This is a genomic window from Citrobacter sp. Cpo040 (assembly GCF_030332915.1).
Taxonomy (GTDB): Bacteria; Pseudomonadota; Gammaproteobacteria; order Enterobacterales; family Enterobacteriaceae; genus Citrobacter; species Citrobacter portucalensis.
In genome coordinates this window covers 994,566-1,017,518 of sequence record NZ_JAOWGX010000034.1, presented here as the reverse complement: position 1 = coordinate 1,017,518, position 22,953 = coordinate 994,566, and the positions used below count along the sequence as shown (strand labels likewise).

22 protein-coding genes are annotated in these 22,953 nt (G+C 53.3%); 15 read left to right on the top strand and 7 right to left on the bottom strand.

The features are described 5' to 3' along the window. Window positions 1-6 precede the first annotated feature (6 nt). From tap to bglB, 9 genes are all read left to right on the top strand, one after another. On the top strand, window positions 7-1,608 hold the full coding sequence (gene tap / locus OGX86_RS09645) for a methyl-accepting chemotaxis protein IV (RefSeq protein WP_286639901.1): 1,602 nt from the start codon (window positions 7-9) through the stop codon (window positions 1,606-1,608). 19 nt (window positions 1,609-1,627) lie between these two features. After that, complete coding sequence (cheR, locus tag OGX86_RS09640) at window positions 1,628-2,500, top strand: protein-glutamate O-methyltransferase CheR (protein WP_032943796.1); 873 nt, start codon at window positions 1,628-1,630, stop codon at window positions 2,498-2,500. Then, window positions 2,497-3,546 carry a protein-glutamate methylesterase/protein-glutamine glutaminase gene (locus OGX86_RS09635; protein ID WP_003833872.1) on the top strand — a complete coding sequence of 350 codons (1,050 nt, stop codon included), beginning with the start codon at window positions 2,497-2,499 and terminating at the stop codon, window positions 3,544-3,546. The genes cheR and OGX86_RS09635 overlap by 4 nt, the downstream gene beginning before the upstream one ends. 17 nt (window positions 3,547-3,563) lie before the next feature. Next, the gene (cheY, locus tag OGX86_RS09630) at window positions 3,564-3,953 is read left to right on the top strand and encodes a chemotaxis response regulator CheY (RefSeq protein ID WP_003034656.1); all 390 of its coding nucleotides are present in this window, start codon (window positions 3,564-3,566) and stop codon (window positions 3,951-3,953) included. A gap of 10 nt (window positions 3,954-3,963) precedes the next feature. Next, the gene (cheZ, locus tag OGX86_RS09625; RefSeq protein WP_003034659.1) at window positions 3,964-4,608 is read left to right on the top strand and encodes a protein phosphatase CheZ; all 645 of its coding nucleotides are present in this window, start codon (window positions 3,964-3,966) and stop codon (window positions 4,606-4,608) included. A gap of 158 nt (window positions 4,609-4,766) precedes the next feature. Beyond that, complete coding sequence (flhB, locus tag OGX86_RS09620) at window positions 4,767-5,918, top strand: flagellar biosynthesis protein FlhB (RefSeq protein WP_128317049.1); 1,152 nt, start codon at window positions 4,767-4,769, stop codon at window positions 5,916-5,918. Then, window positions 5,911-7,989 carry a flagellar biosynthesis protein FlhA gene (gene flhA / locus OGX86_RS09615; protein WP_032943795.1) on the top strand — a complete coding sequence of 693 codons (2,079 nt, stop codon included), beginning with the start codon at window positions 5,911-5,913 and terminating at the stop codon, window positions 7,987-7,989. Before flhB ends, flhA begins: the two co-directional genes overlap by 8 nt. Then, entirely contained in the window at window positions 7,989-8,381 is a 393-nt protein-coding gene (flhE, locus tag OGX86_RS09610; RefSeq protein ID WP_008785064.1) for a flagellar protein FlhE, read from the top strand. Before flhA ends, flhE begins: the two co-directional genes overlap by 1 nt. A gap of 308 nt (window positions 8,382-8,689) precedes the next feature. Next, on the top strand, window positions 8,690-9,829 hold the full coding sequence (gene bglB, locus OGX86_RS09605) for a beta-galactosidase BglB (RefSeq protein ID WP_286639898.1): 1,140 nt from the start codon (window positions 8,690-8,692) through the stop codon (window positions 9,827-9,829). Here bglB and mrdA2 read toward each other — a convergent pair. Both mrdA2 and argS read right to left on the bottom strand, forming a co-directional pair. Next, window positions 9,801-11,738 (bottom strand): peptidoglycan DD-transpeptidase MrdA2, encoded by a 1,938-nt coding sequence (gene mrdA2, locus OGX86_RS09600; RefSeq protein WP_286639896.1) that lies wholly within the window; start codon window positions 11,736-11,738, stop codon window positions 9,801-9,803. The genes bglB and mrdA2 overlap by 29 nt on opposite strands. A 230-nt stretch (window positions 11,739-11,968) precedes the next feature. Next, window positions 11,969-13,702, bottom strand: coding sequence for an arginine--tRNA ligase (argS, locus tag OGX86_RS09595; protein WP_048235196.1), 1,734 nt, complete (start codon window positions 13,700-13,702; stop codon window positions 11,969-11,971). 238 nt (window positions 13,703-13,940) lie between these two features. Here argS and OGX86_RS09590 point away from each other — a divergent pair, with 238 nt between their 5' ends. Then, a complete protein-coding gene (locus tag OGX86_RS09590) occupies window positions 13,941-14,507 on the top strand; it encodes a VOC family protein (protein WP_003833855.1) in 567 nt (188 codons plus the stop codon). Window positions 14,508-14,509: 2 nt separating this feature from the next. Further along, a complete protein-coding gene (gene cutC, locus OGX86_RS09585; RefSeq protein WP_103014300.1) occupies window positions 14,510-15,256 on the top strand; it encodes a copper homeostasis protein CutC in 747 nt (248 codons plus the stop codon). A 235-nt stretch (window positions 15,257-15,491) separates the two neighbouring features. On the opposite strand, the gene cmoB is transcribed toward cutC, so the two are convergent. From cmoB to OGX86_RS09560, 5 genes are read right to left on the bottom strand one after another with little or no spacing between them, the layout of a single operon-like run. Continuing rightward, window positions 15,492-16,460 (bottom strand): tRNA 5-methoxyuridine(34)/uridine 5-oxyacetic acid(34) synthase CmoB, encoded by a 969-nt coding sequence (gene cmoB / locus OGX86_RS09580; protein ID WP_003833851.1) that lies wholly within the window; start codon window positions 16,458-16,460, stop codon window positions 15,492-15,494. Next, window positions 16,457-17,200 carry a carboxy-S-adenosyl-L-methionine synthase CmoA gene (gene cmoA, locus OGX86_RS09575; RefSeq protein WP_128317047.1) on the bottom strand — a complete coding sequence of 248 codons (744 nt, stop codon included), beginning with the start codon at window positions 17,198-17,200 and terminating at the stop codon, window positions 16,457-16,459. Before cmoA ends, cmoB begins: the two co-directional genes overlap by 4 nt. A gap of 40 nt (window positions 17,201-17,240) precedes the next feature. Continuing rightward, window positions 17,241-17,636, bottom strand: a complete 396-nt coding sequence (locus tag OGX86_RS09570; RefSeq protein ID WP_003833847.1) for an MAPEG family protein — start codon at window positions 17,634-17,636, stop codon at window positions 17,241-17,243. Between the two features lie 52 nt (window positions 17,637-17,688). After that, window positions 17,689-18,507: a DUF72 domain-containing protein gene (locus OGX86_RS09565; protein WP_048224204.1), complete on the bottom strand. Its 819-nt coding sequence runs from the start codon at window positions 18,505-18,507 to the stop codon at window positions 17,689-17,691. Continuing rightward, a complete protein-coding gene (locus tag OGX86_RS09560) occupies window positions 18,504-19,070 on the bottom strand; it encodes a hydrolase (RefSeq protein WP_128317046.1) in 567 nt (188 codons plus the stop codon). Before OGX86_RS09560 ends, OGX86_RS09565 begins: the two co-directional genes overlap by 4 nt. A gap of 287 nt (window positions 19,071-19,357) precedes the next feature. Here OGX86_RS09560 and aspS point away from each other — a divergent pair, with 287 nt between their 5' ends. Genes aspS through ruvC form a run of 4 tightly spaced genes read left to right on the top strand, consistent with a single transcriptional unit; the run spans window position 19,358 to window position 22,903 of the window. Beyond that, complete coding sequence (gene aspS, locus OGX86_RS09555; RefSeq protein WP_003833841.1) at window positions 19,358-21,130, top strand: aspartate--tRNA ligase; 1,773 nt, start codon at window positions 19,358-19,360, stop codon at window positions 21,128-21,130. A 1-nt stretch (window position 21,131) separates the two neighbouring features. Beyond that, a complete protein-coding gene (gene nudB / locus OGX86_RS09550) occupies window positions 21,132-21,575 on the top strand; it encodes a dihydroneopterin triphosphate diphosphatase (RefSeq protein WP_003034863.1) in 444 nt (147 codons plus the stop codon). A gap of 28 nt (window positions 21,576-21,603) precedes the next feature. Then, entirely contained in the window at window positions 21,604-22,347 is a 744-nt protein-coding gene (locus tag OGX86_RS09545) for a YebC/PmpR family DNA-binding transcriptional regulator (protein WP_003833836.1), read from the top strand. A gap of 34 nt (window positions 22,348-22,381) precedes the next feature. After that, window positions 22,382-22,903, top strand: coding sequence for a crossover junction endodeoxyribonuclease RuvC (gene ruvC, locus OGX86_RS09540; RefSeq protein ID WP_003034867.1), 522 nt, complete (start codon window positions 22,382-22,384; stop codon window positions 22,901-22,903). Window positions 22,904-22,953: the final 50 nt, after the last annotated feature.

The window sequence follows — 22,953 nt, the reverse complement described above, 5'->3', positions numbered from 1 at the left end:
GCGTTGATGTTTAATCGTATTCGAATTTCGACCACGCTGTTTTTGATTTTAATCCTCTGCGGTGTTTTGCAGATTGGCAGTAATGGCTTGTCCTTCTGGGCATTTCGGGACGGTTTTCAGAACCTGAATCAGGTCGAACGGAGTAATCAGCAACGCGCTGCGCTGGCCCAAACCCGCGCTGTGTTATTACAGGCCAGTACGGCCCTTAATAAGGCAGGGACGCTGACCGCCCTGAGCTATCCGCCAGAGGACATCAAAACGCTGATGACCCTCGCGCGCGACAGCCTGGCGCAGTCTGAATTGATGTTTAAACGCTTTATGGCGACGTCGGATTCGACGGAACAAGGCAAGGCGCTGTTAGGCGCAACTGAGAAAAATTTCAACCAGTGGCACAGCGCTCTCGCGCATCAAGCCACCTGGCTTGAAAACAATCAGTTGTCAGATTTTCTGACCGCGCCGGTGCAGGCGGCTCAGGATGCTTTCGATGCGAATGTGAATGCGTGGCAGAGCAACATCGACAGCGTGTTACAAACGGCGGGGGAGCAGAGTCAGCGTAATTACCATATGTCGGGGGTGATTTTCGCCACCATGGTGGTACTGGCGGCACTGCTCACCAGCGGTGCGCTGTTCTGGTCGCGCAAGATGATCGTTCAGCCGCTGGCGATTATTGGCAGCCATTTCGACAGTATTGCCGCGGGGAACCTGGCACGACCGGTAGCGGTTTATGGGCGCAATGAGATCTCGGCCATTTTTGCCAGCCTGCAGAAGATGCAAAAGGCGTTACGCGAAACGGTCAGTGACGTTCGTCAGGGCAATTCAGCCATGCATAGCGGTATTTCAGAAATTGCAATGGGCAATAACGATTTATCTTCGCGAACCGAACAGCAAGCGGCCGCGTTGGCGCAAACGGCGGCCAGCATGGAACAGCTGACCGCCACTGTCGGCCAGAACGCTGATAATGCGCGCCAGGCGTCAGGAATCGCCAAAAGTGCGGCAGACACAGCGCATAAAGGTGGCGAGCAGACGTCCCGGGTCGCCAGCACCATGCATGAGATTTCTGCCAGCTCGCAGAAAATCGGCGACATTATTGGCGTGATTGACAGCATTGCCTTCCAGACCAATATCCTGGCGTTGAATGCCGCGGTAGAGGCTGCCAGGGCGGGGGAGCAAGGGCGTGGTTTTGCCGTCGTCGCTGGTGAGGTGCGCAATCTGGCAAGCCGTAGCGCACAGGCGGCGAAAGAAATTAAGGGACTGATTGAGGAATCTGTCACCCGGGTGCATCAGGGCTCGCAGCTGGTGGATATGGCGTCGCGCACTATGACGGAAATTGTCAGTTCGGTGACCCGGGTTAACGACATCATGGGCGAGATTGCCTCGGCATCCGATGAACAGCGCAGAGGCATTGAGCAGGTGGCGCAGGCCGTCAGCCAGATGGACTCCGTGACGCAGCAAAACGCCGGTCTGGTAGAAGAAGCCGCATCCGCCGCCGGACAACTTGCGACGCAGGCCGATCATCTTTCTGCTTGTGTCGCATTTTTTAAACTTGAAGAGCAAACCGTAGCAAAACAAGAGTTGGCGCAGCCTCAGGTTGCGCCCGTTGTATCCTGAATGTGATTGAGAAGGCGCTATGACATCATCTCTGCCCTCCGGGCAAACGTCATTATTGTTACAGATGACACAGCGCCTCGCGCTGTCTGACGCGCATTTTCGTCGGATATGTCAATTAATCTACCAGCGTGCGGGGATCGTACTGGCCGACCATAAGCGGGACATGGTTTATAACCGCCTGGTTCGTCGACTGCGTACCCTGGGGCTGGATGACTTTGGTCGCTATCTCAGCATGCTGGAAGCTAACCAGAACAGTGCTGAGTGGCAGGCTTTTATTAACTCCCTGACTACCAACCTGACCGCGTTTTTTCGCGAAGGGCATCATTTTCCGGTGCTGTCAGATCACGCTCGTCGGCGCAGCGGTGAATACCGCGTCTGGAGCGCGGCGGCGTCAACCGGAGAAGAACCCTACAGCATTGCGATTACGCTTGCCGATACCTTAGGTATGGCACCGGGCCGCTGGCGCGTTTTTGCCAGCGACATTGATACCGAAGTGCTGGAAAAGGCCAGAAACGGCATTTACCGCCTCGATGAGCTAAAGACGCTGTCACCCCAGCAGTTGCAGCGTTATTTCATGCGCGGCACCGGGCCGCATGAAGGACTGGTACGCGTTAGGCAGGAACTGGCAGGTCATGTTGAATTTTCCAGCGTGAACTTACTGGATAAGCAGTACAACGTGCCTGGCCCTTTTGATGCCATATTTTGTCGTAACGTGATGATCTATTTCGATAAAACGACACAACAGGACATTTTGCACCGTTTTGTTCCACTTCTTAAACCTGACGGGCTGCTGTTTGCAGGTCATTCAGAAAACTTTAGCAACCTTGTGCGCGAGTTTAGCCTGCGTGGACAGACCGTGTATGCGCATGCGCCAGGTAAGGATAAAGCATGAGTAAAATCAGGGTGTTGTCGGTAGATGATTCTGCATTGATGCGTCAAATCATGACCGAAATTATTAACAGCCACAGTGATATGGAAATGGTGGCGACGGCGCCGGATCCGTTGGTCGCCCGGGATTTAATCAAAAAATACAATCCCGACGTCCTGACGCTGGACGTGGAAATGCCGCGCATGGACGGCCTCGACTTCCTGGAGAAGTTGATGCGCCTGCGTCCAATGCCTGTGGTGATGGTTTCTTCACTGACCGGCAAAGGTTCAGAGGTCACGCTGCGGGCGCTGGAGCTGGGTGCGATTGATTTTGTCACCAAACCGCAACTGGGGATCCGCGAAGGGATGCTGGCGTATAGCGAGATGATTGCTGAAAAGATCCGCACCGCATCGCGCGCAAAACTGGCGGCCCATAAGCCCATGGCGGCACCGACGACCTTGAAAGCAGGGCCGTTACTCAGTTCGGAAAAGCTGCTGGTGATTGGGGCGTCAACCGGAGGAACAGAGGCAATTCGCCATGTACTCCAGCCATTGCCGCTTTCAAGTCCCGGTATTCTTATTACCCAGCATATGCCGCCAGGGTTTACCCGTTCGTTCGCCGAACGTCTGAACAAACTGTGCCAGATAACCGTGAAAGAGGCAGAAGACGGAGAGCGCGTACTCCCGGGGCATGCGTATATCGCGCCGGGCGACAAGCATATGGAACTGGCGCGCAGTGGCGCGAACTATCAAATCAAAATTCATGACGGTCCGCCGGTTAATCGGCATCGGCCCTCAGTGGATGTGCTGTTCCATTCGGTGGCGAAACATGCGGGGCGCAATGCCGTCGGGGTGATCCTGACCGGTATGGGCAACGATGGCGCAGCCGGAATGTTAGCGATGAATCAGGCGGGAGCCTGGACCATTGCGCAAAACGAAGCAAGTTGTGTGGTGTTCGGCATGCCGCGCGAGGCCATCAATATGGGTGGCGTAAGCGAAGTGGTCGATCTTAGCCAGGTGAGCCAGCAAATGCTGGTGAAAATTAGTGCCGGACAGGCAATACGTATTTGAATCAGGAGTTTATTTTTATGGCGGATAAAGAGCTTAAGTTTTTGGTTGTGGATGACTTTTCCACCATGCGTCGCATCGTGCGTAACCTGCTTAAAGAGCTGGGATTCAACAATGTTGAAGAGGCTGAAGACGGCGTGGATGCGCTGAACAAGCTGCAGGCTGGGGGATTCGGTTTTGTTATTTCTGACTGGAACATGCCGAACATGGATGGACTGGAACTGCTGAAAACCATCCGTGCCGATGGCGGGATGGCTTCTCTGCCGGTGCTGATGGTCACGGCAGAAGCGAAAAAAGAGAACATCATTGCGGCAGCACAGGCAGGTGCCAGTGGCTATGTCGTGAAACCGTTCACGGCGGCGACGCTGGAAGAAAAACTGAATAAAATCTTTGAGAAACTGGGCATGTGAGGGTGTGATGATGATGCAACCACAAATTAAACCTGCTGACGAACACTCTGCAGGGGACATCATCGCGCGCATCGGCAGTTTGACCCGAATGCTGCGCGACAGCCTGCGTGAACTGGGGCTGGATCAGGCCATTGCCGAAGCGGCAGAAGCGATTCCTGATGCCCGCGATCGTCTCGATTATGTTGTACAGATGACCGCGCAGGCGGCGGAGCGTGCGCTAAACAGCGTAGAAGCTTCGCAGCCGCATCAGGACGCGATGGAAAAAGGGGCCAAAGACCTGACTAAACGCTGGGATGAATGGTTCGAAAATCCGATCGAACTCTCCGACGCACGTGAACTGGTCACCGATACCCGTCAGTTCCTTGGTGATGTACCTGGACATACCAGCTTTACCAATGCCCAACTGCTGGACATCATGATGGCGCAGGATTTCCAGGATCTCACCGGACAGGTCATCAAGCGCATGATGGATGTTATCCAGGAAATTGAACGTCAGCTGCTGATGGTTCTGTTGGAAAACATTCCGGAACAGGGCGCTCGTCCAAAACGTGAAAACGAAAGCTTGCTTAACGGCCCGCAGGTTGACGCCTCGAAAGCCGGTGTAGTGGCAAGTCAGGATCAGGTTGACGACCTGCTGGATAGCCTCGGGTTCTGATGCGTATTTGCCGGATGTGAGGCGTGGGCCTCTCATCCGGCTTACGCGCAATTCTGCTTAAAGCCATAAATCCCGTCTTTTTTACCGCTTACTCTTCCCATTGCTGGATAGCTGTTCTGGCATCATTCTCGCCTATATCTCTATCCAGGGTCTGATGCGTGGCAGAAGAAAGCGACGACGACAAAACAGAAGCCCCCACACCCCACCGACTTGAAAAAGCGCGGGAAGAAGGGCAGATCCCCCGATCCAAAGAGCTAACCTCACTGCTTATTTTGCTGGTGGGTGTGTGCATTATCTGGATTGGTGGGGAGTCGCTTGCCCGTAGGCTGGCTGGCATGCTGTCGGCCGGATTACGTTTTGACCACAGTATGGTCAACGACCCGAATCTGATCCTCAGCCAAATCATCCTGCTGATTAAAGACGCGATGATTGCGCTGTTGCCGTTGATTACCGGCGTCGTTCTGGTGGCTTTAATTTCCCCGGTGATGCTTGGCGGCTTGATTTTCAGCGGTAAATCCCTGCAACCCAAATTCTCTAAGCTGAATCCGCTGCCGGGCATTAAGCGCATGTTTTCCGCGCAAACCGGCGCAGAACTGCTCAAAGCGATACTGAAGTCCACGTTAGTGGGAGGCGTGGCCGGATTTTATCTCTGGCATAACTGGCCAGCGATGATGCGTCTGATGGCGGAGTCACCGATTACGGCGATGGGCAATGCCCTGGATTTAGTCGGTATGTGTGCACTACTGGTGGTGCTTGGCGTTATTCCGATGGTGGGGTTCGACGTCTTTTTCCAGATCTATAGCCATGTGAAAAAGCTGCGTATGTCGCGTCAGGATATCCGCGATGAATTTAAGCAAAGCGAAGGTGACCCGCACGTTAAGGGCAAAATTCGTCAAATGCAGCGCGCGGCCGCTCAGCGTCGCATGATGGCGGATGTGCCGAAAGCAGACGTTATTGTCACTAACCCTACGCACTACTCAGTGGCGTTGAAGTATGACGAGAACAAAATGAGCGCGCCGAAAGTTGTTGCGAAAGGGGCCGGGCTGGTTGCGCTGCGCATTCGTGAAATTGGCGCAGAGCACCGTGTCCCGACATTAGAAGCGCCGCCACTGGCGCGTGCGCTCTATCGCCATGCTGAAATTGGTCAGCAAATACCGGGGCAATTATACGCCGCCGTTGCCGAAGTACTGGCATGGGTATGGCAGCTAAAACGCTGGCGTCTGGCTGGCGGCAAACGTCCACCACAACCTGAAAACCTTCCGGTGCCAGAAGCACTGGATTTCATGAACGAGAAGAATACTGATGGCTAATCTGGTCGCGATGCTGCGTCTGCCCAGCAACCTGAAATCCACGCAATGGCAAATCCTTGCCGGACCGATCCTCATCCTGCTGATTTTGTCGATGATGGTGCTGCCGCTGCCGGCTTTCGTCCTCGATTTGCTGTTCACATTTAACATTGCGCTGTCGATCATGGTGCTGCTGGTGGCGATGTTCACCCAGCGTACACTGGAGTTTGCCGCATTCCCGACGATTTTGCTGTTTACCACATTATTACGTCTGGCGCTGAACGTCGCGTCTACCCGTATCATTTTAATGGAAGGACACACCGGCGCGGCGGCGGCGGGGAAGGTGGTTGAAGCCTTCGGCCACTTCCTGGTGGGCGGTAACTTCGCGATCGGCATCGTGGTCTTCGTGATTCTCGTCATCATTAACTTTATGGTAATCACCAAAGGTGCAGGGCGTATCGCTGAGGTTGGCGCGCGCTTCGTGCTGGATGGCATGCCCGGCAAGCAGATGGCGATTGATGCGGATTTGAATGCCGGTCTGATTGGCGAAGATGAAGCTAAAAAACGACGCTCGGAAGTGACCCAGGAAGCGGATTTTTACGGCTCAATGGACGGTGCGAGTAAATTCGTCCGTGGAGATGCTATCGCTGGTATTTTGATCATGGTAATCAACGTGGTCGGCGGTCTGTTAGTTGGGGTGTTGCAGCATGGTATGAGCATGGGCAGCGCTGCGGAAAGTTATACCCTGCTGACCATCGGTGACGGGCTGGTGGCACAAATTCCTGCGCTGGTTATCTCTACCGCGGCGGGTGTTATCGTGACCCGCGTGAGTACCGACCAGGACGTAGGCGAACAGATGGTGACCCAACTGTTCAGCAACCCCAGCGTCATGTTGCTCAGTGCGGCGGTACTTGGACTTTTGGGGCTGGTTCCGGGCATGCCGAACCTGGTGTTTCTGATGTTTACTGCCGCATTGTTGGCTCTGGCATGGTGGATGCGCGGTCGTGAGCGAAAAGCGCCAGATGAACCGCAGCCGGTGAAAATGCCGGAAAACAACTCCGTGGTGGAAGCCACGTGGAACGACGTGCAGTTGGAAGATTCGCTGGGCATGGAGGTAGGTTACCGCCTGATCCCAATGGTGGATTTTCAGCAGGATGGCGAGTTACTGGGGCGAATTCGCAGTATTCGTAAGAAATTTGCCCAGGATATGGGCTTCCTGCCGCCGGTGGTACACATTCGAGACAATATGGATCTGCAGCCAGCCCGCTATCGAATTTTGATGAAAGGGGTAGAAATTGGCAGCGGTGACGCCTATCCGGGACGCTGGCTGGCCATTAACCCGGGTACTGCCGCCGGGTCGCTGCCGGGTGAGAAAACGGTCGATCCGGCGTTCGGACTGGACGCTATCTGGATTGAAAGCGCATTGAAGGAACAGGCGCAGATTCAGGGCTTTACGGTGGTTGAAGCCAGTACTGTTGTCGCTACGCATCTAAACCACCTGATTGGGCAGTTCGCCGCTGAGCTGTTTGGCCGTCAGGAGGCGCAACAGCTACTGGATCGAGTGTCGCAGGAGATGCCAAAGCTGACGGAAGATCTGGTGCCGGGCGTTGTGACGCTCACCACGCTGCATAAAGTGCTGCAGAACTTGCTGGATGAGAAAGTACCGATTCGCGATATGCGCACCATTCTTGAAACGCTGGCGGAACATGCGCCGTTGCAAAACGATCCGCATGAGCTTACCGCGGTTGTCCGTGTTGCGTTAGGACGCGCCATCACTCAGCAGTGGTTCCCGGGTAATGAAGAGGTTCAGGTTATCGGTCTTGATACTCCGCTCGAGCGTTTGCTGCTGCAAGCGCTGCAGGGGGGCGGCGGCCTGGAGCCTGGGCTTGCAGACCGACTGCTGGCCCAGACTCAGGAAGCGCTGTCCCGGCAGGAAATGTTGGGCGCGCCGCCAGTCTTGCTGGTTAATCACGCGTTACGTCCGTTACTGGCGCGGTTTTTACGCCGCAGCATCCCGCAGTTGGTGGTGTTATCGAATATGGAGCTTTCCGATAACCGCCATATCCGCATGACGGCGACCATTGGAGGTAAATAATGCGTAATTTACTGTGGTTGTTGTTTTTTCCTCTGGTGGCGCAGGCCGCCGGAGAAGGGGCCTGGCAGGCAAGTGGCATGGGGATCACCTTAAATCACCGTGGCCAGTCAGCCTCGTCTGATCCTTTGGTTCCCAGCCAGCCGGTCTCAGGCTTGATGACGCTGGTGGCCTGGCGCTATGAGCTGAATGGCCCCACGCCCGCAGGTTTGCGGGTGCGTTTATGTTCTCAGTCCCGTTGTGTCGAGCTGGACGGGCAAAGTGGGACCACCAACGGGTTCAATAACGTTCCGGCCATTGAACCGATGCATTTTGTCTGGGAGGTCCCCGGCGGTGGTCGCCTGATCCCCGCGTTACGCATTCAGAGCAATCAGGTGATTGTGAACTACCGTTAACCCCCTCCGTCATTCAGACCAGCAGTTGAAACTGCTGGTTGTTTCAACATTACAGCCTCTCATTCAATTAAATAGAAACGTCGTTTTATAAAATAAGTGACGTACGTTGCCGGACTCTTTGTATTCTTGCCATTTCACGAATCCTTCTGGCAGAAATAGAAAGGTTTCACTTTCTGTTAGCTTTTACTGTGACCCTATAAGGATGCCCATTGTCAAAGCGAGGATTGCGGGGCCTCCCAAATAAAGCTGCTGCGCCGTAACAGGGGCAGGTCACAGCATTGAATCCGACATTGACAGAGGTTTAGTAAATGATTGTTTACCCGGTTAAACATAGCCCGTTATTGCGCCAGCCAGAACATTTTATTGCCAGGGATGAATTAAAAACGCTGATCAAAAAGGTGACGCATAACCTGGTCAATATTCATGACGAAACCGGTGAGTTCTTACTGCGTCTGGACGATGGACGCGTAATTGATACTAAAGGCTGGGCGGGATGGGAGTGGACACACGGCGTCGGCCTGTACGGGATGTATCAGTACTATCTGCAAACCGGCGATGAAACGATGCGCGATATCATCGATAGCTGGTTTGCCGATCGCTTTGCTGAAGGTGCAACCACTAAAAACGTGAACACCATGGCGCCATTTTTAACGTTGGCGTATCGCTATGAAGAGACGCGTAATCCAGCGTATCTGCCGTGGCTCGACTGCTGGGCTGAGTGGGCAATGCATGAGATGCCGCGTACCGAATTTGGTGGTATGCAACACATCACGCTGGCGGAAGAAAACCATCAACAGATGTGGGATGACACGCTGATGATGACGGTTTTACCGCTGGCGAAGATTGGCAAGCTACTCAATCGCCCGGACTACATCGAAGAGGCAACGTATCAGTTCCTGCTGCACGTGCAAAACCTGATGGATAAAGAAACGGGGCTGTGGTTCCACGGCTGGAGCTATGAAGGAAATCATAACTTTGCTAATGCCCGCTGGGCGCGTGGCAACAGTTGGTTAACTATCGTGATCCCGGACTTCCTCGAATTACTTGATTTACCGGAAAACAATGCTGTTCACCGCTATCTGGTACAGGTCCTGAACGCGCAAATCGCGGCGCTGGCGAAATGCCAGGATGAAAGTGGGTTGTGGCATACCTTGCTGGACGACCCGCAGTCGTATCTGGAAGCATCGGCAACTGCCGGATTTGCCTATGGGATCCTCAAAGCAGTACGTAAACGCTATGTTGGGCAAGAGTATGCGCCGGTAGCCGAAAAAGCCATTCGCGGCATTGTGCAGCATATTTCACCGGAAGGTGAACTGCTGCACACCTCGTTTGGTACCGGGATGGGACACAATCTCGATTTCTACCGCAACATCCCTCGGACCTCCATGCCTTACGGACAGGCGATGGCGATGCTGTGCCTTACCGAATACTTGCGAAAGTATTTTTGATATCGGTATTCGATGGCGATACCGCTATCGGACCTGATTGTTCAGTCGTCACTGTTTGTACCGTGTTGTCCTGCGGGGCAAACAGATGATCCATGATCTGACGCATAACCGGCGCGGCGGTGACACCATCGCTGCCGCCGTTTTCCAGAATTAACGCCACCGCGACCTTCTGGTTCTTATAGGGTGCAAATGCGGTATAGAATACGTGGTCGCGCAAGCGGACAGGGATCATCTTCGCATTGTAGGTCTGATTTTCTTTCAGGCTAAAGACCTGCGAGGTGCCGCTTTTTGCCGCAATGCCGTATGGCGCGGTGTGAAAGAACTTATAACCTGTACCATTTGGTTCATTCGCCATGCCGAACATCGCCTGACGCACCAGTCCCCAGTAGGGCGATGAGGCCGAGGCGATTTGTGATGGTGCTTCTGGAGCCTGATACGGCGTGATGGTTTTGCCGCTCTCTTCATCGAGCAGCAGGTGAGGGACGATAACCTTGCCGTTGTTAATCAGTGCGACCATGGCTTTTACCATCTGAATAGGTGTGGCAATCCAGTAGCCCTGACCGATGCCAACTGAAATAGTGTCACCCTGATACCAGGCTTTTTTGTGCACTTTTTGCTTCCATTCGCGGCTCGGAAGCAGGCCGTTATACTCCTCATCAAGATCGATGCCGGTCGGTTTACCATAACCAAACTGGCTGAGCATGCTGTTAATCCGGTCGATCCCCATCATATACGCCACCTGATAGAAGAACGTATCGGCAGACTCTTCTATCGCTTTGGTGACATCCAGCATACCGTGGCCCGTTTTTTTCCAGTCACGGTAATGTCGCTCGGTGCCGGGTAGCGTCCAGGTAGGGGCGCCGAAGAAACTGGTCTGCGGCGTGATCACACCGTTCAGTAATGCTGACATCGCCATATACGGTTTGACCGTTGAAGCGGGAGGGTACAATCCTTGCGTGACGCGGTTGATTAATGGCAGGTCTTTATCCTGGAGTAGCTTGTTATAGTCCTGATAGCTGATGCCTTTGACAAACGGATTATGGTCATAGCTGGGGTTTGAGACCATCGCCAGGACGGAACCGTCGTGTGGATCTTCAACCAAAACGGCGGCACGCTGGCCAGCCAATAGGCTCTCAATGTATTGCTGTAAATGTAAATCCAGCGTCAGATGGATATCTTTTCCGGCAACGGGCGGCACATCTTTGATCAGGCGTACGATGCGTCCGTGGTTATCTACTTCCACCTCCTGATAACCGGTTTTTCCATGCAGTTCGTTTTCGTAATAGCGCTCAATACCTTGCTTACCGATGTTGTGATCGGCGGCGTAGTTCTCCGCCATACCCTTTTGATCCAGTGCTTTCAGGTCGTTGTCATTGATTTTTGAAACATAACCCAGGACATGCGCCAGCGCCGCGCCATAGGGATACTGGCGGTCTTCGTAACTATTGATGTTGACGCCGCTAAAATGAAACTGGTTTACCGAAAAACGGGCGATTTCGACATCGGTTAGCGCATTTTTTAGCACCACAGGACGATAGCGGCTGCTGGCTTTCAGCTCATGGCGAAACTGGTCTATGTCATCAGGTGTGAGGTCAACGATCGGCGTGAGCTGCTGGAGTAACGCATTCATATCGCTGATTTTATACGGCGTAACGGAAATATCGTACCAGGTAACGTTGCGCACCAGCGGGATGCCGTTGCGATCGTAAATCATGCCACGCGTTGGGGCGACGGGCAGCATTTTGATGTCGTTTGCATTCGACCGGGTGGTGTAATACTGGTGCTGGCAGATTTGTAAGTTATACAGATTGTAAATCAGGATGCCAAAACAGATGACTACCAGGCCAAAGGCCACCAATACACGCCGCTGGAAGAGCTTTTCTTCCGCCTCAAAATCTCTGAATGTCATTGACCCGTACCCGATTAATTCGCCGCCTAATGATACGGAGGCTTAGACGGGATGACAGGCAAAAGATGTTCCATATCTCTAGGGAAATGTGTCATTCCTTGTGGGTTGTTACAAATTACAGTGAACGTAGCCGTTTCTCGTCGGCCTGAGTGTGCTGCCTACGAGGGCGGTCATTCGGGGAAATAAAAAAGCCCGCGACATAGTGCGGGCTTTCACATTATTTGAGGTGATTACATACGTTCTACGGTTTCGATACCCAGAGTATCCAGACCCAGCTTCAGGGTTTTCGCCGTCAGCTGTGCCAGCTTCAGTCGGCTGTTACGGATCTCTTCGTTTTCAGCGCTGAGAATAGGGCAGTGCTCGTAGAAGCCGGAGAACAGACCAGCAACGTCGTACAAGTAAGCACACATCACGTGTGGCGTACCTTCACGCGCAACGACGGTCAACGTTTCTTCAAACTGCAACAGACGCGCCGCCAGTTGAGCCTCGCGATCTTCGCTGATAACGACCTGCGCATTTGCCAGCGCGCTTTCGTCGATATCTGCTTTACGGAACACGGACAGTACGCGGGTATAAGCGTACTGCATATATGGCGCGGTGTTACCTTCGAACGCCAGCATGTTGTCCCAGTCGAAGATGTAGTCGGTGGTACGGTTTTTGGACAGATCCGCATATTTCACTGCGCCGATACCGACCGCATTTGCCAGTTTTTCCAGTTCGTCGGCAGGCATGTCCGGGTTCTTCTCCGCGACCAGACGACGTGCGCGCTCCAGCGCTTCATCCAGCAGATCGGCCAGTTTAACCGTGCCGCCCGCGCGGGTTTTGAACGGTTTACCATCTTTGCCCAGCATCATACCGAACATGTGGTGTTCCAGCGGCACTGAATCCGGCACATAACCGGCTTTACGTACGATGGTCCAGGCCTGCATTAAGTGCTGATGCTGGCGGGAGTCGATGTAATAAAGTACGCGATCGGCATGCAGGGTTTCGTAACGATACTTGGCGCAGGCGATGTCGGTTGTGGTGTAGAGATAGCCGCCATCTTTCTTCTGAATGATAACGCCCATCGGTTCGCCTTCCTTGTTCTTATACTCATCAAGGAATACGACGGTAGCGCCTTCGCTTTCAACAGCCAGCCCTTTCGCCTTCAGATCGGCGACGATGCCAGGCAGCATCGGGTTGTACAGGCTCTCGCCCATGACGTCGTCACGGGTCAGGGTAACGTTGAGGCGATCGTAGGTTAACTGGTTCTGCGACATGGTAATGTCGACCAGTTTGCGCCACATCTCGCGGAAGTATTCGTCACCGCCTTGCAGTTTCACAACATAACTACGGGCGCGTTCCGCGAAGGCTTCATCTTCGTCGTAATGTTTTTTCGCATCACGGTAGAAACCTTCCAGGTCAGCCAGCGCCATCTCTCCGGCATTTTCCTGCTGCTGTTTTTCCAGCCATGCGATGAGCATACCGAACTGAGTACCCCAGTCGCCGACGTGGTTAGCGCGAATAACGTTGTGACCGAGGAACTCCAGCGTACGCACCGCCGCGTCACCGATGATGGTGGAACGCAGGTGACCAACGTGCATCTCTTTCGCTACGTTAGGCGCGGAGTAGTCAACCACGACGGTTTGTTTAGCCGGTTGAGTTACGCCCAGACGATCGGAAGCCAGCGCCTGCTGAACGTGCAGCGCCAGAAATGCCGGATCGAGAAAAATATTGATAAAGCCCGGGCCTGCAATTTCAACTTTGCTGGCAATCCCGTTGAGATCCAGATGAGTCAGCACCTGCTCAGCCAGTTGTCGCGGCGCCATACCCAGTTTTTTAGCGACAGCCATCATGCCGTTAGCTTGATAGTCGCCGAACTGTACTTTTGCTGACTGACGAACCTGCGGTTCGCAATCTGCAGGTGCGCCTGCAGCAATCATGGCCTGACTGACTTTTTCTGAGAGAAGAGCCTGAATATTCACCGGAATACCTTACATTTATGAAGCGGCCTAAAATTCACCGCACCAGTTTAAGAATTAAGGGCGGGAGTATACTGCAAATGCCCGTTGCCGTCAGCATTGTGTGTACCGCCAGTAGCCTGAAATATAAACAATGCAATGGCGTAAATTTATTCATGATGTGTTCGGAGAAAACAGCGGTTGGATGGCGCAGCGCAACAGAGTAAATTAGCGACTTTGAACATGGATATGAGCTTTTAATATGGCGAACTGGCAAACCGTTGCAGAACTACAGGATATTTCTGCAGATTTACCGCATTTCACGCAGGCATTAACGGAACTTTCTACCCGTCTTGGGCTGGATATCACAGGCCTGGAAGCCGATCACATTTCCTTGCGTTGCCATCAAAATACCACCGCAGAACGCTGGCGTCGTGGGTTTGAACAGTGCGGTGAATTGTTGTCAGAAAACATCATTAACGGCAGACCTATTTGTCTTTTTAAACTGCATGAGCCGGTTTGTGTGCAACATTGGCAATTTTCCATCGTCGAACTGCCGTGGCCGGGCGAAAAACGCTACCCTCATGAAGGCTGGGAACATATTGAAATTGTTCTGCCGGGAGAGGCGGAAACGCTGAATGCGCGAGCGCTGGCGCTGCTTTCCGATCACGGTCTGAGTCAACCGGGCATTTTTGTGAAAACCAGCTCGCCAAAAGGAGAGCGTGAGCGTTTACCGAATCCGACGCTGGCGGTTAGCGATGGTAGCGTGACGATAAAATTCCATCCGTGGTCGATTGAAACCATTGTGGCAAGCGAACGTCAGGAGTGAGCATGGCTATACTGGAAATCTGCTGTTACAGCATGGAGTGCGCGCGCACGGCGCAGCAAAACGGCGCGGATCGTATTGAACTATGCTCGGCACCCAAAGAAGGGGGCTTAACGCCGTCACTGGGCGTCTTGCGTTCCGTTCGCCAGCACATTTCGATTCCCGTCAATCCCATTATTCGCCCACGTGGAGGCGACTTTTGCTACACCGAAGGTGAATTTGCTGCAATGCTGGATGATATTGCGATGGTCAGGGAACTGGGATTCTCAGGGCTGGTGACCGGCATTTTAGATGTGGATGGCAATGTCGATATGCCGCGCATGGAGAAAATAATGATTGCCGCCGGTTCGCTGCAAGTCACTTTTCATCGGGCCTTTGATATGTGTGCTAACCCACTCAATGCGCTTAAAAAATTAGCTGATTTGGGCATTGCCAGAGTACTCACTTCAGGGCAAAAATCAGATGCGGCGCAAGGTTTAACAAAAATAATGGAACTTATTGCGCAGCCTGGTGCTCCAATCATTATGGCCGGAGCGGGGGTTCGCGCCTCGAATTTGTCCCTGTTCCTTGATGCTGGAGTGCAGGAAGTCCACAGTTCTGCCGGAGTATGGCTGGCTTCACCAATGCGTTATCGCAATTCGGGGTTGTCGATGTCTTCGGATGCGCAGGCGGATGAGTATTCGCGCTATGCGGTAGACGGGACGGCGGTTGCTCAAATGAAAGCAATCATTGCACACCATCAGGCCAGCTGATTTTTACCGTTGCATCATGTCGCCCAATATGATGCTTGCTCGTACCAGGCCCCTGCAATTTCAACAGGGGCCTTTTTTTCTCCTTCATATTTCAAGCCGCAGCAGCGTTGGCTGCCTCGCGCACCCCGGTCACGTAGTTATCTACGCTCCCGGGGATTTGCTGCGTTGCCGCCTTGCTGCAACTTGAACTATTTTGGAGAAACGGCGCTATACGTAACGGTCATTCGGCAATCTATTACGGCTTACGCGCAATCAATACCGCACGTAATGGGGCGGGGTAGCCTTCCACCGTTTTGCTGTGGTCGTTAGGGTCGAGGAAGTCGGCCAGCGACTCGGTTACCATCCACTCGGTGCGGCGTTGCTCTTCGGTGGTGGTGACGCAGACATCGGCGATGCGCACATCAACAAAACCGCATTTTTCCAGCCAGTTTTTTAGCGCCAACGCAGATGGAATAAAGTAGACGTTACGCATCTGCGCGTAACGATCGCCCGGCACCAGTACGGTATTTTCATCACCTTCGACGACCAGCGTTTCCAGCACCAGTTCGCCATCTTTAACCAACTGATCCTTTAATTGCCACAGATGTTCCAGCGGCGATCGGCGGTGATAAAGCACGCCCATGGAGAACACAGTGTCAAAGGCGTTTAGCGCTGGAAGTTGCTCAATACCCAGCGGCAGCAGGTGAGCACGCTGGTCATTGCCCAGCAGTTTACGTACCGCCTCAAACTGGCACAGAAACAGTTGCGTAGGATCGATCCCAACCGCCAGATGCGCTCCAGCGCCAATCATGCGCCACATGTGATAGCCACTGCCACAGCCGACATCAAGAATGGTACGGCCGGTGAGATCAGACAAGTGCGGCAGAACGCGATCCCACTTCCAGTCGGAACGCCATTCGGTATCGATGTTGACGCCGTACAGCGAGTACGGTCCTTTACGCCATGGCATCAGGTTACGCATCAGGGTGTCGATGCGTTTAAGCTGGCCTTCGCTGAGCGGTTCTTTACTTTCTGCGGTAACGCTGTGTAGTAAGTCCAGACGATGCGGCGTCAGCTCGGGCAGAAACTCGACGGCGTTTGACCATTGCTTAAAAAGACCGTGCTGATCGCGCTGCCAGGCAGCGATTTGCGCCGGAAGCGTTTCCAGCCAATGGGACAGATGATTTTTGGCAATCAACTGATAAAAGTTACCAAAATCGATCATGCGCTAACCTCAGCTTTCAACGCCACCAGAGAGCCAAAGTTGAAGCACTGGAACCACAATTCGCTGTGCTCAAAGCCGGCCTGATGCAGTCGCGCTTTGTGCGTTTCTACCGAGTCGGTCAGCATCACGTTTTCCAGCATGCTGCGTTTCTGACTAATTTCCAGTTCGCTGTAGCCATTGGCCCGTTTGAAGTCGTGGTGCATGTTGAACAGCAGCTCGCCAACGTTAGCGTCTTCGAAACTGAATTTTTCAGACAGCACCAGCGCGCCGCCGGGATTCAACCCTTGATAAATCTTATCCAACAATGCCTGGCGCTCAGGTGGGTCAAGGAATTGCAGGGTAAAATTCAGCACCACCATCGAGGCGTTTTCGATAGTAATGTTGCGAATATCGCCTTCGACTACCTCAACCGGGGTCGGTGCCTTATAGGCGTCAATATGACGACGGCAGCGCTCAACCATCGCCGGGGAGTTATCGACGGCAATAATTTTGCAATTCTCGTGATGAATATTGCGACGCACCGAGAGCGTCGCCGCGCCCAGAGAACAGCCCAGATCGTAGACCTGCGTGTTGGGTTGTACGAAACGTTCGGCCAGCATGCCAATCATAGAAATGATATTGGAATAGCCAGGAACGGAACGCTGGATCATATCCGGGAAGACTTCAGCTACCCGTTCATCAAAGGTCCAGTCACCCAGACTGGCGATAGGCGCAGAAAAAAGCGTGTCGCGGTGAGACATAACGTAAAAATCCGGGAAAAATAAAGTGGCGTATTGTGCGCTAATGCAGGGAGAAAACCAACTCCCAGGGCATATACCAAAGATTCGCCAGCACCATTAGCAACAGCGAACACCAGGTTGCGCTCATGCCTGAACGGCGCCAGCGGAAGAGCCGGTGGTGGAATCCGTAATAATGCATCAGTCGTCCGGCAATCAACATCAGCCCGCAAATATGCACCATCCACGTCTCTGCGCCGTTCATTTCCATAAATAACAGCAGCACTAACGCGACGGGAATATATTCCACCGCATTACCGTGAATGCGGATAGCGCTTTGCAGTTCGCTAAAACCTCCATCGCCATAGGCAACGCGATATTGCATGCGCAGGCGAACGACGTCAAAGGAGAACTTTATTAACAATAACGCACCCAATACGGCATAAAGCGCGCTTACCATACAAACTCCCTTTTAAAATGGCTGCTGGCACTGACTATGATAGGTGGCAATTTCAGAAAAGAGAAGATTGCTGTGGAATAGAGGGTGCTGATCCGATCTCTGGCAGGGCGCTGCGTAAATCTGCCCATAGCGTATCAACAAGCTCCGGGGCCTGCGCGATGTCCGGCGTATGCAAAAACAGATACGGAGTCGTGGTGCGTTGCCATAGCGATAGCTTGGTCAGCCAGACGGCAAAAAGCTCGCTGTTTTGTGCCATATTATCGCTACCGATAAAGCGTACCATCGGATGGTTTGCCGTCACCACCGCATGCACCGGAACCTTCGGTTTCTTGCGCTGGGCGTCACGTATTGCTTCAGTATGCGGGATTGCGGCATGCACCGGGCGGCTGTCCAGAATCACCCGGTTTACTCCGCGCTCGTGTAAACCGCGATTAAATAGCTGCTCGGCTTCGCCTTTGGCAAAGAAGTCTGGATGGCGAACTTCCACACCGTAGGTAAAGGAATTCGGGAGCACATCGAGAAACTGCCACAGGGCAGGCAGATCGCGTGGGCCAAAAGTCGCAGGTAATTGCAGCCAGTATTGTCCAATGCGCGATTCCAGCGGCGACATGCGCGTAAAAAATTCCTGTACGAGGTCATCACAATTACGCAGCGCAGCCTGATGCGAAATGGTCGCCGGAAACTTAAAACAAAATCGAAACGCATCGGTGGTCTGTGCCTGCCAGCGGGCAACAATATCAGCTTTAGGCAGCGCATACAGCGTGGTATTGCCCTCCACGCAGTTAAAATGGCGGGCATACTCTTCAAGGCTGGTGATCCCCAGACGCACCCATTTTGGATGCGACCACTGAGGTAATCCGATATAAATCATAGCGCTTGCAGAATCTCCTCCACGCTGCGAACGCGCGCAATGCGCGGGAAAATGTGGGTCATGCTGCCCTGGTGTTGCTCAGCACTGGCGGCGCTACAGGCATCCTCTGCAATGATAAGACTGAAACCCAGCTCCCACGCATTTCGCGCCGTCGACTCAACGCCAATGTTCGTCGAGATCCCGCACAAGACGATGGTATCAATACCCCGGCGACGCAGCTGCAATTCCAGATCGGTACCATAGAAGGCTCCCCACTGGCGTTTAGTCACTTCGATATCGCTGGCGCATTTCCCCAAAGCAGCCGGGTAATGCCACCAATTTTCAGGTAACGCTTTTGCCGGAGTCTGAGCATCTACGGGTTGTTTCAGCGCTTCGGCGTAATCGTCAGACCAGCCGACGCGCACCATTACCACCGGGGAACCGTGGGCACGGAATTTTTCCGCCAATTGCGCGGCGCGGGTAACCACATCATGTGCCGTATGAGGGCCGCCAGCGAAAGGCAGGATCCCTTCCTGTAAATCAATTACGACAAGGGCGGTTGTTTTAGCGTTCAATTCCAGCATGGTCACTCCAGTAATAAAAGAATTCCGTTACACCTTAATCGCGAATCAGTGTGAAAGGGGCGACAATTTTTGTTATTTTTTGTGAGATTACGCAATGCCCGTCCAGGAAACAGGCGTACAGTCAGTACCGGACTGAGAGTCTATCCCAGTAGGCTCTTATCGTGCGGCAGAATTTCCAGTATAATAGCCGCCTTTTTTCATTAAGTTGTGACATTCAGCTAAAGCTGCGACTTCGTCATCTGCGAGACAGGTGACAATCCGCCTGCGGCAAAGTTAAGGGATATCTCATGCGTACAGAATATTGCGGACAGCTACGTCTGTCCCACGAGGGGCAGCAGGTGACTCTGTGTGGTTGGGTCAACCGTCGTCGTGATCTTGGTAGCCTGATCTTTATCGATATGCGCGACCGCGAAGGTATCGTGCAGGTATTTTTCGATCCGGACCGTGCGGACGCGTTAAAGCTGGCCTCCGAACTGCGTAATGAGTTCTGTATCCAGGTTACGGGCACCGTGCGTGCGCGTGACGCGAAAAACGTCAACGCCGATATGGCGACGGGCGAAATTGAAGTACTGGCCTCCGATCTGACCATCATCAACCGTTCAGACTCGCTGCCGTTGGACTCTAACCACGTCAACACCGAAGAAGCGCGACTGAAGTATCGCTATTTAGATCTGCGTCGCCCTGAAATGGCGCAGCGCCTGAAAACGCGTGCCAAAATCACCAGTCTGGTGCGTCGTTTTATGGACGACCACGGCTTCCTCGACATCGAAACACCGATGCTGACCAAAGCGACGCCGGAAGGCGCGCGCGATTACCTGGTACCTTCTCGCGTACATAAAGGTAAATTCTACGCGCTGCCGCAATCACCTCAGTTGTTTAAACAGCTGCTGATGATGTCTGGCTTTGACCGCTACTATCAGATCGTAAAATGCTTCCGTGATGAAGACTTACGTGCTGACCGTCAGCCTGAATTTACCCAGATCGACGTTGAGACTTCCTTCATGACCGCACCGCAGGTGCGTGAAGTGATGGAAGCGCTGGTGCGTAACCTGTGGCTGGAAGTGAAAGGTGTGGATCTGGGTGATTTCCCGATCATGACCTTTGCCGAAGCTGAGCGTCGTTACGGTTCCGATAAACCAGACCTGCGTAACCCGATGGAGCTGGTTGACGTCGCCGATCTGGTGAAAGACGTTGAGTTCGCAGTGTTCTCTGGTCCGGCAAACGATGCGAAAGGCCGCGTAGCTGCTCTGCGTGTACCGGGCGGTGCTGCACTGAGCCGTAAGCAGATCGACGATTACGGTAACTTTATCAAGATTTACGGCGCGAAAGGCCTGGCTTACATCAAAGTCACCGAACGTGCGAAAGGTCTGGAAGGTATTACCAGCCCAGTTGCTAAGTTCCTGAACGCAGAAATTGTGGAAGCGATTCTGGCACGTACCGGTGCACAAGACGGCGACATGATTTTCTTCGGTGCCGACAACAAGAAAGTAGTTGCCGACGCGATGGGCGCGCTGCGTCTGAAACTGGGTAAAGACCTGAACATCACCGACGAAGCCAAATGGGCACCGCTGTGGGTTATCGACTTCCCAATGTTCGAAGACGATGGTGAAGGCGGGCTGACCGCAATGCACCACCCGTTCACCGCGCCGAAAGATATGACGGCCGCTGAGCTGAAAGCTGCGCCGGAAGACGCGGTTGCCAACGCGTACGATATGGTCATCAACGGCTACGAAGTAGGCGGCGGTTCCGTGCGTATTCACAACGGCGACATGCAGCAAACCGTATTCGGTATTCTGGGCATTAATGAGCAAGAACAGCGTGAGAAATTCGGCTTCCTGCTGGATGCGCTAAAATATGGTACACCGCCGCATGCGGGCCTGGCGTTTGGTCTGGACCGTCTGACTATGCTGTTGACCGGTACTGACAACATTCGTGACGTTATTGCTTTCCCGAAAACCACGGCTGCAGCGTGTCTGATGACTGAAGCGCCAAGCTTTGCCAACGCAGCTGCGCTGGCGGAACTGAGCATTCAGGTTGTTAAGAAGGCCGAGAATAACTGATATGACATATAAACAGCCTGTCTCGGTGTTAGTCGTGATTTATGCAAAGGACACCGGGAGAGTGCTGATGTTACAGCGACGCGACGATCCTGATTTCTGGCAGTCGGTCACCGGCAGCCTTGAAGAAGGTGAAACCGCGTCGCAAGCCGCTATGCGCGAAGTAAAGGAAGAGGTCGCCATTGATGTTGCATCTGAGCAACTGACCTTAATTGACTGTCAGCGCACGGTGGAGTTTGAGATTTTTAGCCATTTACGTCATCGCTATGCACCGGGAATTGAACGTAATACTGAATCCTGGTTTTGCCTGGCACTTCCCTCAGAACGAGAGATCGTGTTCACCGAACATCTTACCTATCGTTGGGTTAATGCGGTTGAAGCCGCCCAATTAACCAAGTCGTGGAGTAACCGGCAGGCGATTGAAGAGTTTGTAATTAACGTCGCCTGAAAAGGCGCGCTTTTTGGAGATATTATTTATGGCAGGTCATAGTAAATGGGCCAACACCAGACACCGTAAAGCAGCGCAGGATGCTAAACGCGGTAAAATTTTCACCAAAATAATTCGTGAGCTGGTGACGGCGGCTAAACTGGGCGGCGGCGATCCGGATGCTAACCCGCGTCTGCGTGCAGCGGTTGATAAAGCGCTGGCTAACAACATGACCCGTGACACTCTGAACCGTGCAATCGCTCGCGGTGTGGGTGGTGATGAAGATTCCAACATGGAAACCATCATCTATGAAGGTTACGGTCCTGGCGGTACAGCCGTTATGATTGAATGTCTGTCTGACAACCGTAACCGTACCGTTGCGGAAGTGCGTCACGCGTTCACGAAAACGGGTGGTAACCTCGGTACCGACGGTTCCGTGGCTTATCTGTTCAGCAAAAAAGGCGTGATCTCCTTTGAACAGGGCGACGAAGACGCCATCATGGAAGCGGCGCTGGAAGCAGGTGCTGAAGACGTTGTGACCTTCGACGACGGCGCAATTGACGTTTACACCGCGTGGGAAGAGATGGGCAAAGTGCGTGACGCGCTGGAAGCGGCTGGTCTGAAAGCGGACGCAGCTGAAGTGTCTATGATCCCATCCACCAAAGCGGATATGGATGCAGAAACAGCGCCGAAGCTGATGCGTCTGATCGATATGCTGGAAGACTGCGACGACGTGCAGGAAGTTTACCACAACGGTGAAATCTCCGATGAGGTTGCTGCCACCTTAGAATGATGTGGTTAAGCCATAAAATAACAGGAGATGCGTGATGTCTATTATTCTCGGCATTGACCCGGGGTCTCGCATCACCGGTTATGGCGTTATTCGTCAGGTCGGCAGGCAGTTGACCTATCTCGGCAGCGGCTGCATTCGCACCAAAGTCGACGATCTCCCGTCACGTCTGAAATTGATTTACGCGGGCGTGACGGAAATAATCACCCAGTTCCAGCCGGACTATTTTGCCATTGAGCAGGTTTTTATGGCGAAGAACGCCGACTCGGCGCTAAAGCTGGGACAGGCTCGCGGCGTGGCAATCGTTGCGGCGACCAATCAGGATCTACCGGTCTTTGAATACGCGGCCCGCCAGGTAAAACAGACCGTGGTGGGGATCGGTAGCGCGGAAAAAAGCCAGGTCCAACATATGGTACGCACGCTGCTAAAACTCCCGGCGAATCCGCAAGCAGATGCCGCGGATGCACTGGCGATTGCCATTACCCACTGCCATGTCAGTCAGAACGCCATGCAAATGAGCGAGTCGAGGCTGAATTTGGCGCGAGGTCGATTACGTTAGTGACAAATGAGGCTGGATATCTATCCAGCCTTTTTTTATGATAGCGCATT

Coding starts and splice junctions, on each gene's coding strand:
- tap (WP_286639901.1), top strand. CDS start 7: ATGTTTAATCGTATTCGAATTTCGACCACGCTGTTTTTGATTTTAATC.
- cheR (WP_032943796.1), top strand. CDS start 1,628: ATGACATCATCTCTGCCCTCCGGGCAAACGTCATTATTGTTACAGATG.
- OGX86_RS09635 (WP_003833872.1), top strand. CDS start 2,497: ATGAGTAAAATCAGGGTGTTGTCGGTAGATGATTCTGCATTGATGCGT.
- cheY (WP_003034656.1), top strand. CDS start 3,564: ATGGCGGATAAAGAGCTTAAGTTTTTGGTTGTGGATGACTTTTCCACC.
- cheZ (WP_003034659.1), top strand. CDS start 3,964: ATGATGCAACCACAAATTAAACCTGCTGACGAACACTCTGCAGGGGAC.
- flhA (WP_032943795.1), top strand. CDS start 5,911: ATGGCTAATCTGGTCGCGATGCTGCGTCTGCCCAGCAACCTGAAATCC.
- flhE (WP_008785064.1), top strand. CDS start 7,989: ATGCGTAATTTACTGTGGTTGTTGTTTTTTCCTCTGGTGGCGCAGGCC.
- bglB (WP_286639898.1), top strand. CDS start 8,690: ATGATTGTTTACCCGGTTAAACATAGCCCGTTATTGCGCCAGCCAGAA.
- mrdA2 (WP_286639896.1), bottom strand. CDS start 11,738: ATGACATTCAGAGATTTTGAGGCGGAAGAAAAGCTCTTCCAGCGGCGT.
- OGX86_RS09590 (WP_003833855.1), top strand. CDS start 13,941: ATGGCGAACTGGCAAACCGTTGCAGAACTACAGGATATTTCTGCAGAT.
- cutC (WP_103014300.1), top strand. CDS start 14,510: ATGGCTATACTGGAAATCTGCTGTTACAGCATGGAGTGCGCGCGCACG.
- cmoB (WP_003833851.1), bottom strand. CDS start 16,460: ATGATCGATTTTGGTAACTTTTATCAGTTGATTGCCAAAAATCATCTG.
- cmoA (WP_128317047.1), bottom strand. CDS start 17,200: ATGTCTCACCGCGACACGCTTTTTTCTGCGCCTATCGCCAGTCTGGGT.
- OGX86_RS09570 (WP_003833847.1), bottom strand. CDS start 17,636: ATGGTAAGCGCGCTTTATGCCGTATTGGGTGCGTTATTGTTAATAAAG.
- OGX86_RS09565 (WP_048224204.1), bottom strand. CDS start 18,507: ATGATTTATATCGGATTACCTCAGTGGTCGCATCCAAAATGGGTGCGT.
- OGX86_RS09560 (WP_128317046.1), bottom strand. CDS start 19,070: ATGCTGGAATTGAACGCTAAAACAACCGCCCTTGTCGTAATTGATTTA.
- aspS (WP_003833841.1), top strand. CDS start 19,358: ATGCGTACAGAATATTGCGGACAGCTACGTCTGTCCCACGAGGGGCAG.
- nudB (WP_003034863.1), top strand. CDS start 21,132: ATGACATATAAACAGCCTGTCTCGGTGTTAGTCGTGATTTATGCAAAG.
- OGX86_RS09545 (WP_003833836.1), top strand. CDS start 21,604: ATGGCAGGTCATAGTAAATGGGCCAACACCAGACACCGTAAAGCAGCG.
- ruvC (WP_003034867.1), top strand. CDS start 22,382: ATGTCTATTATTCTCGGCATTGACCCGGGGTCTCGCATCACCGGTTAT.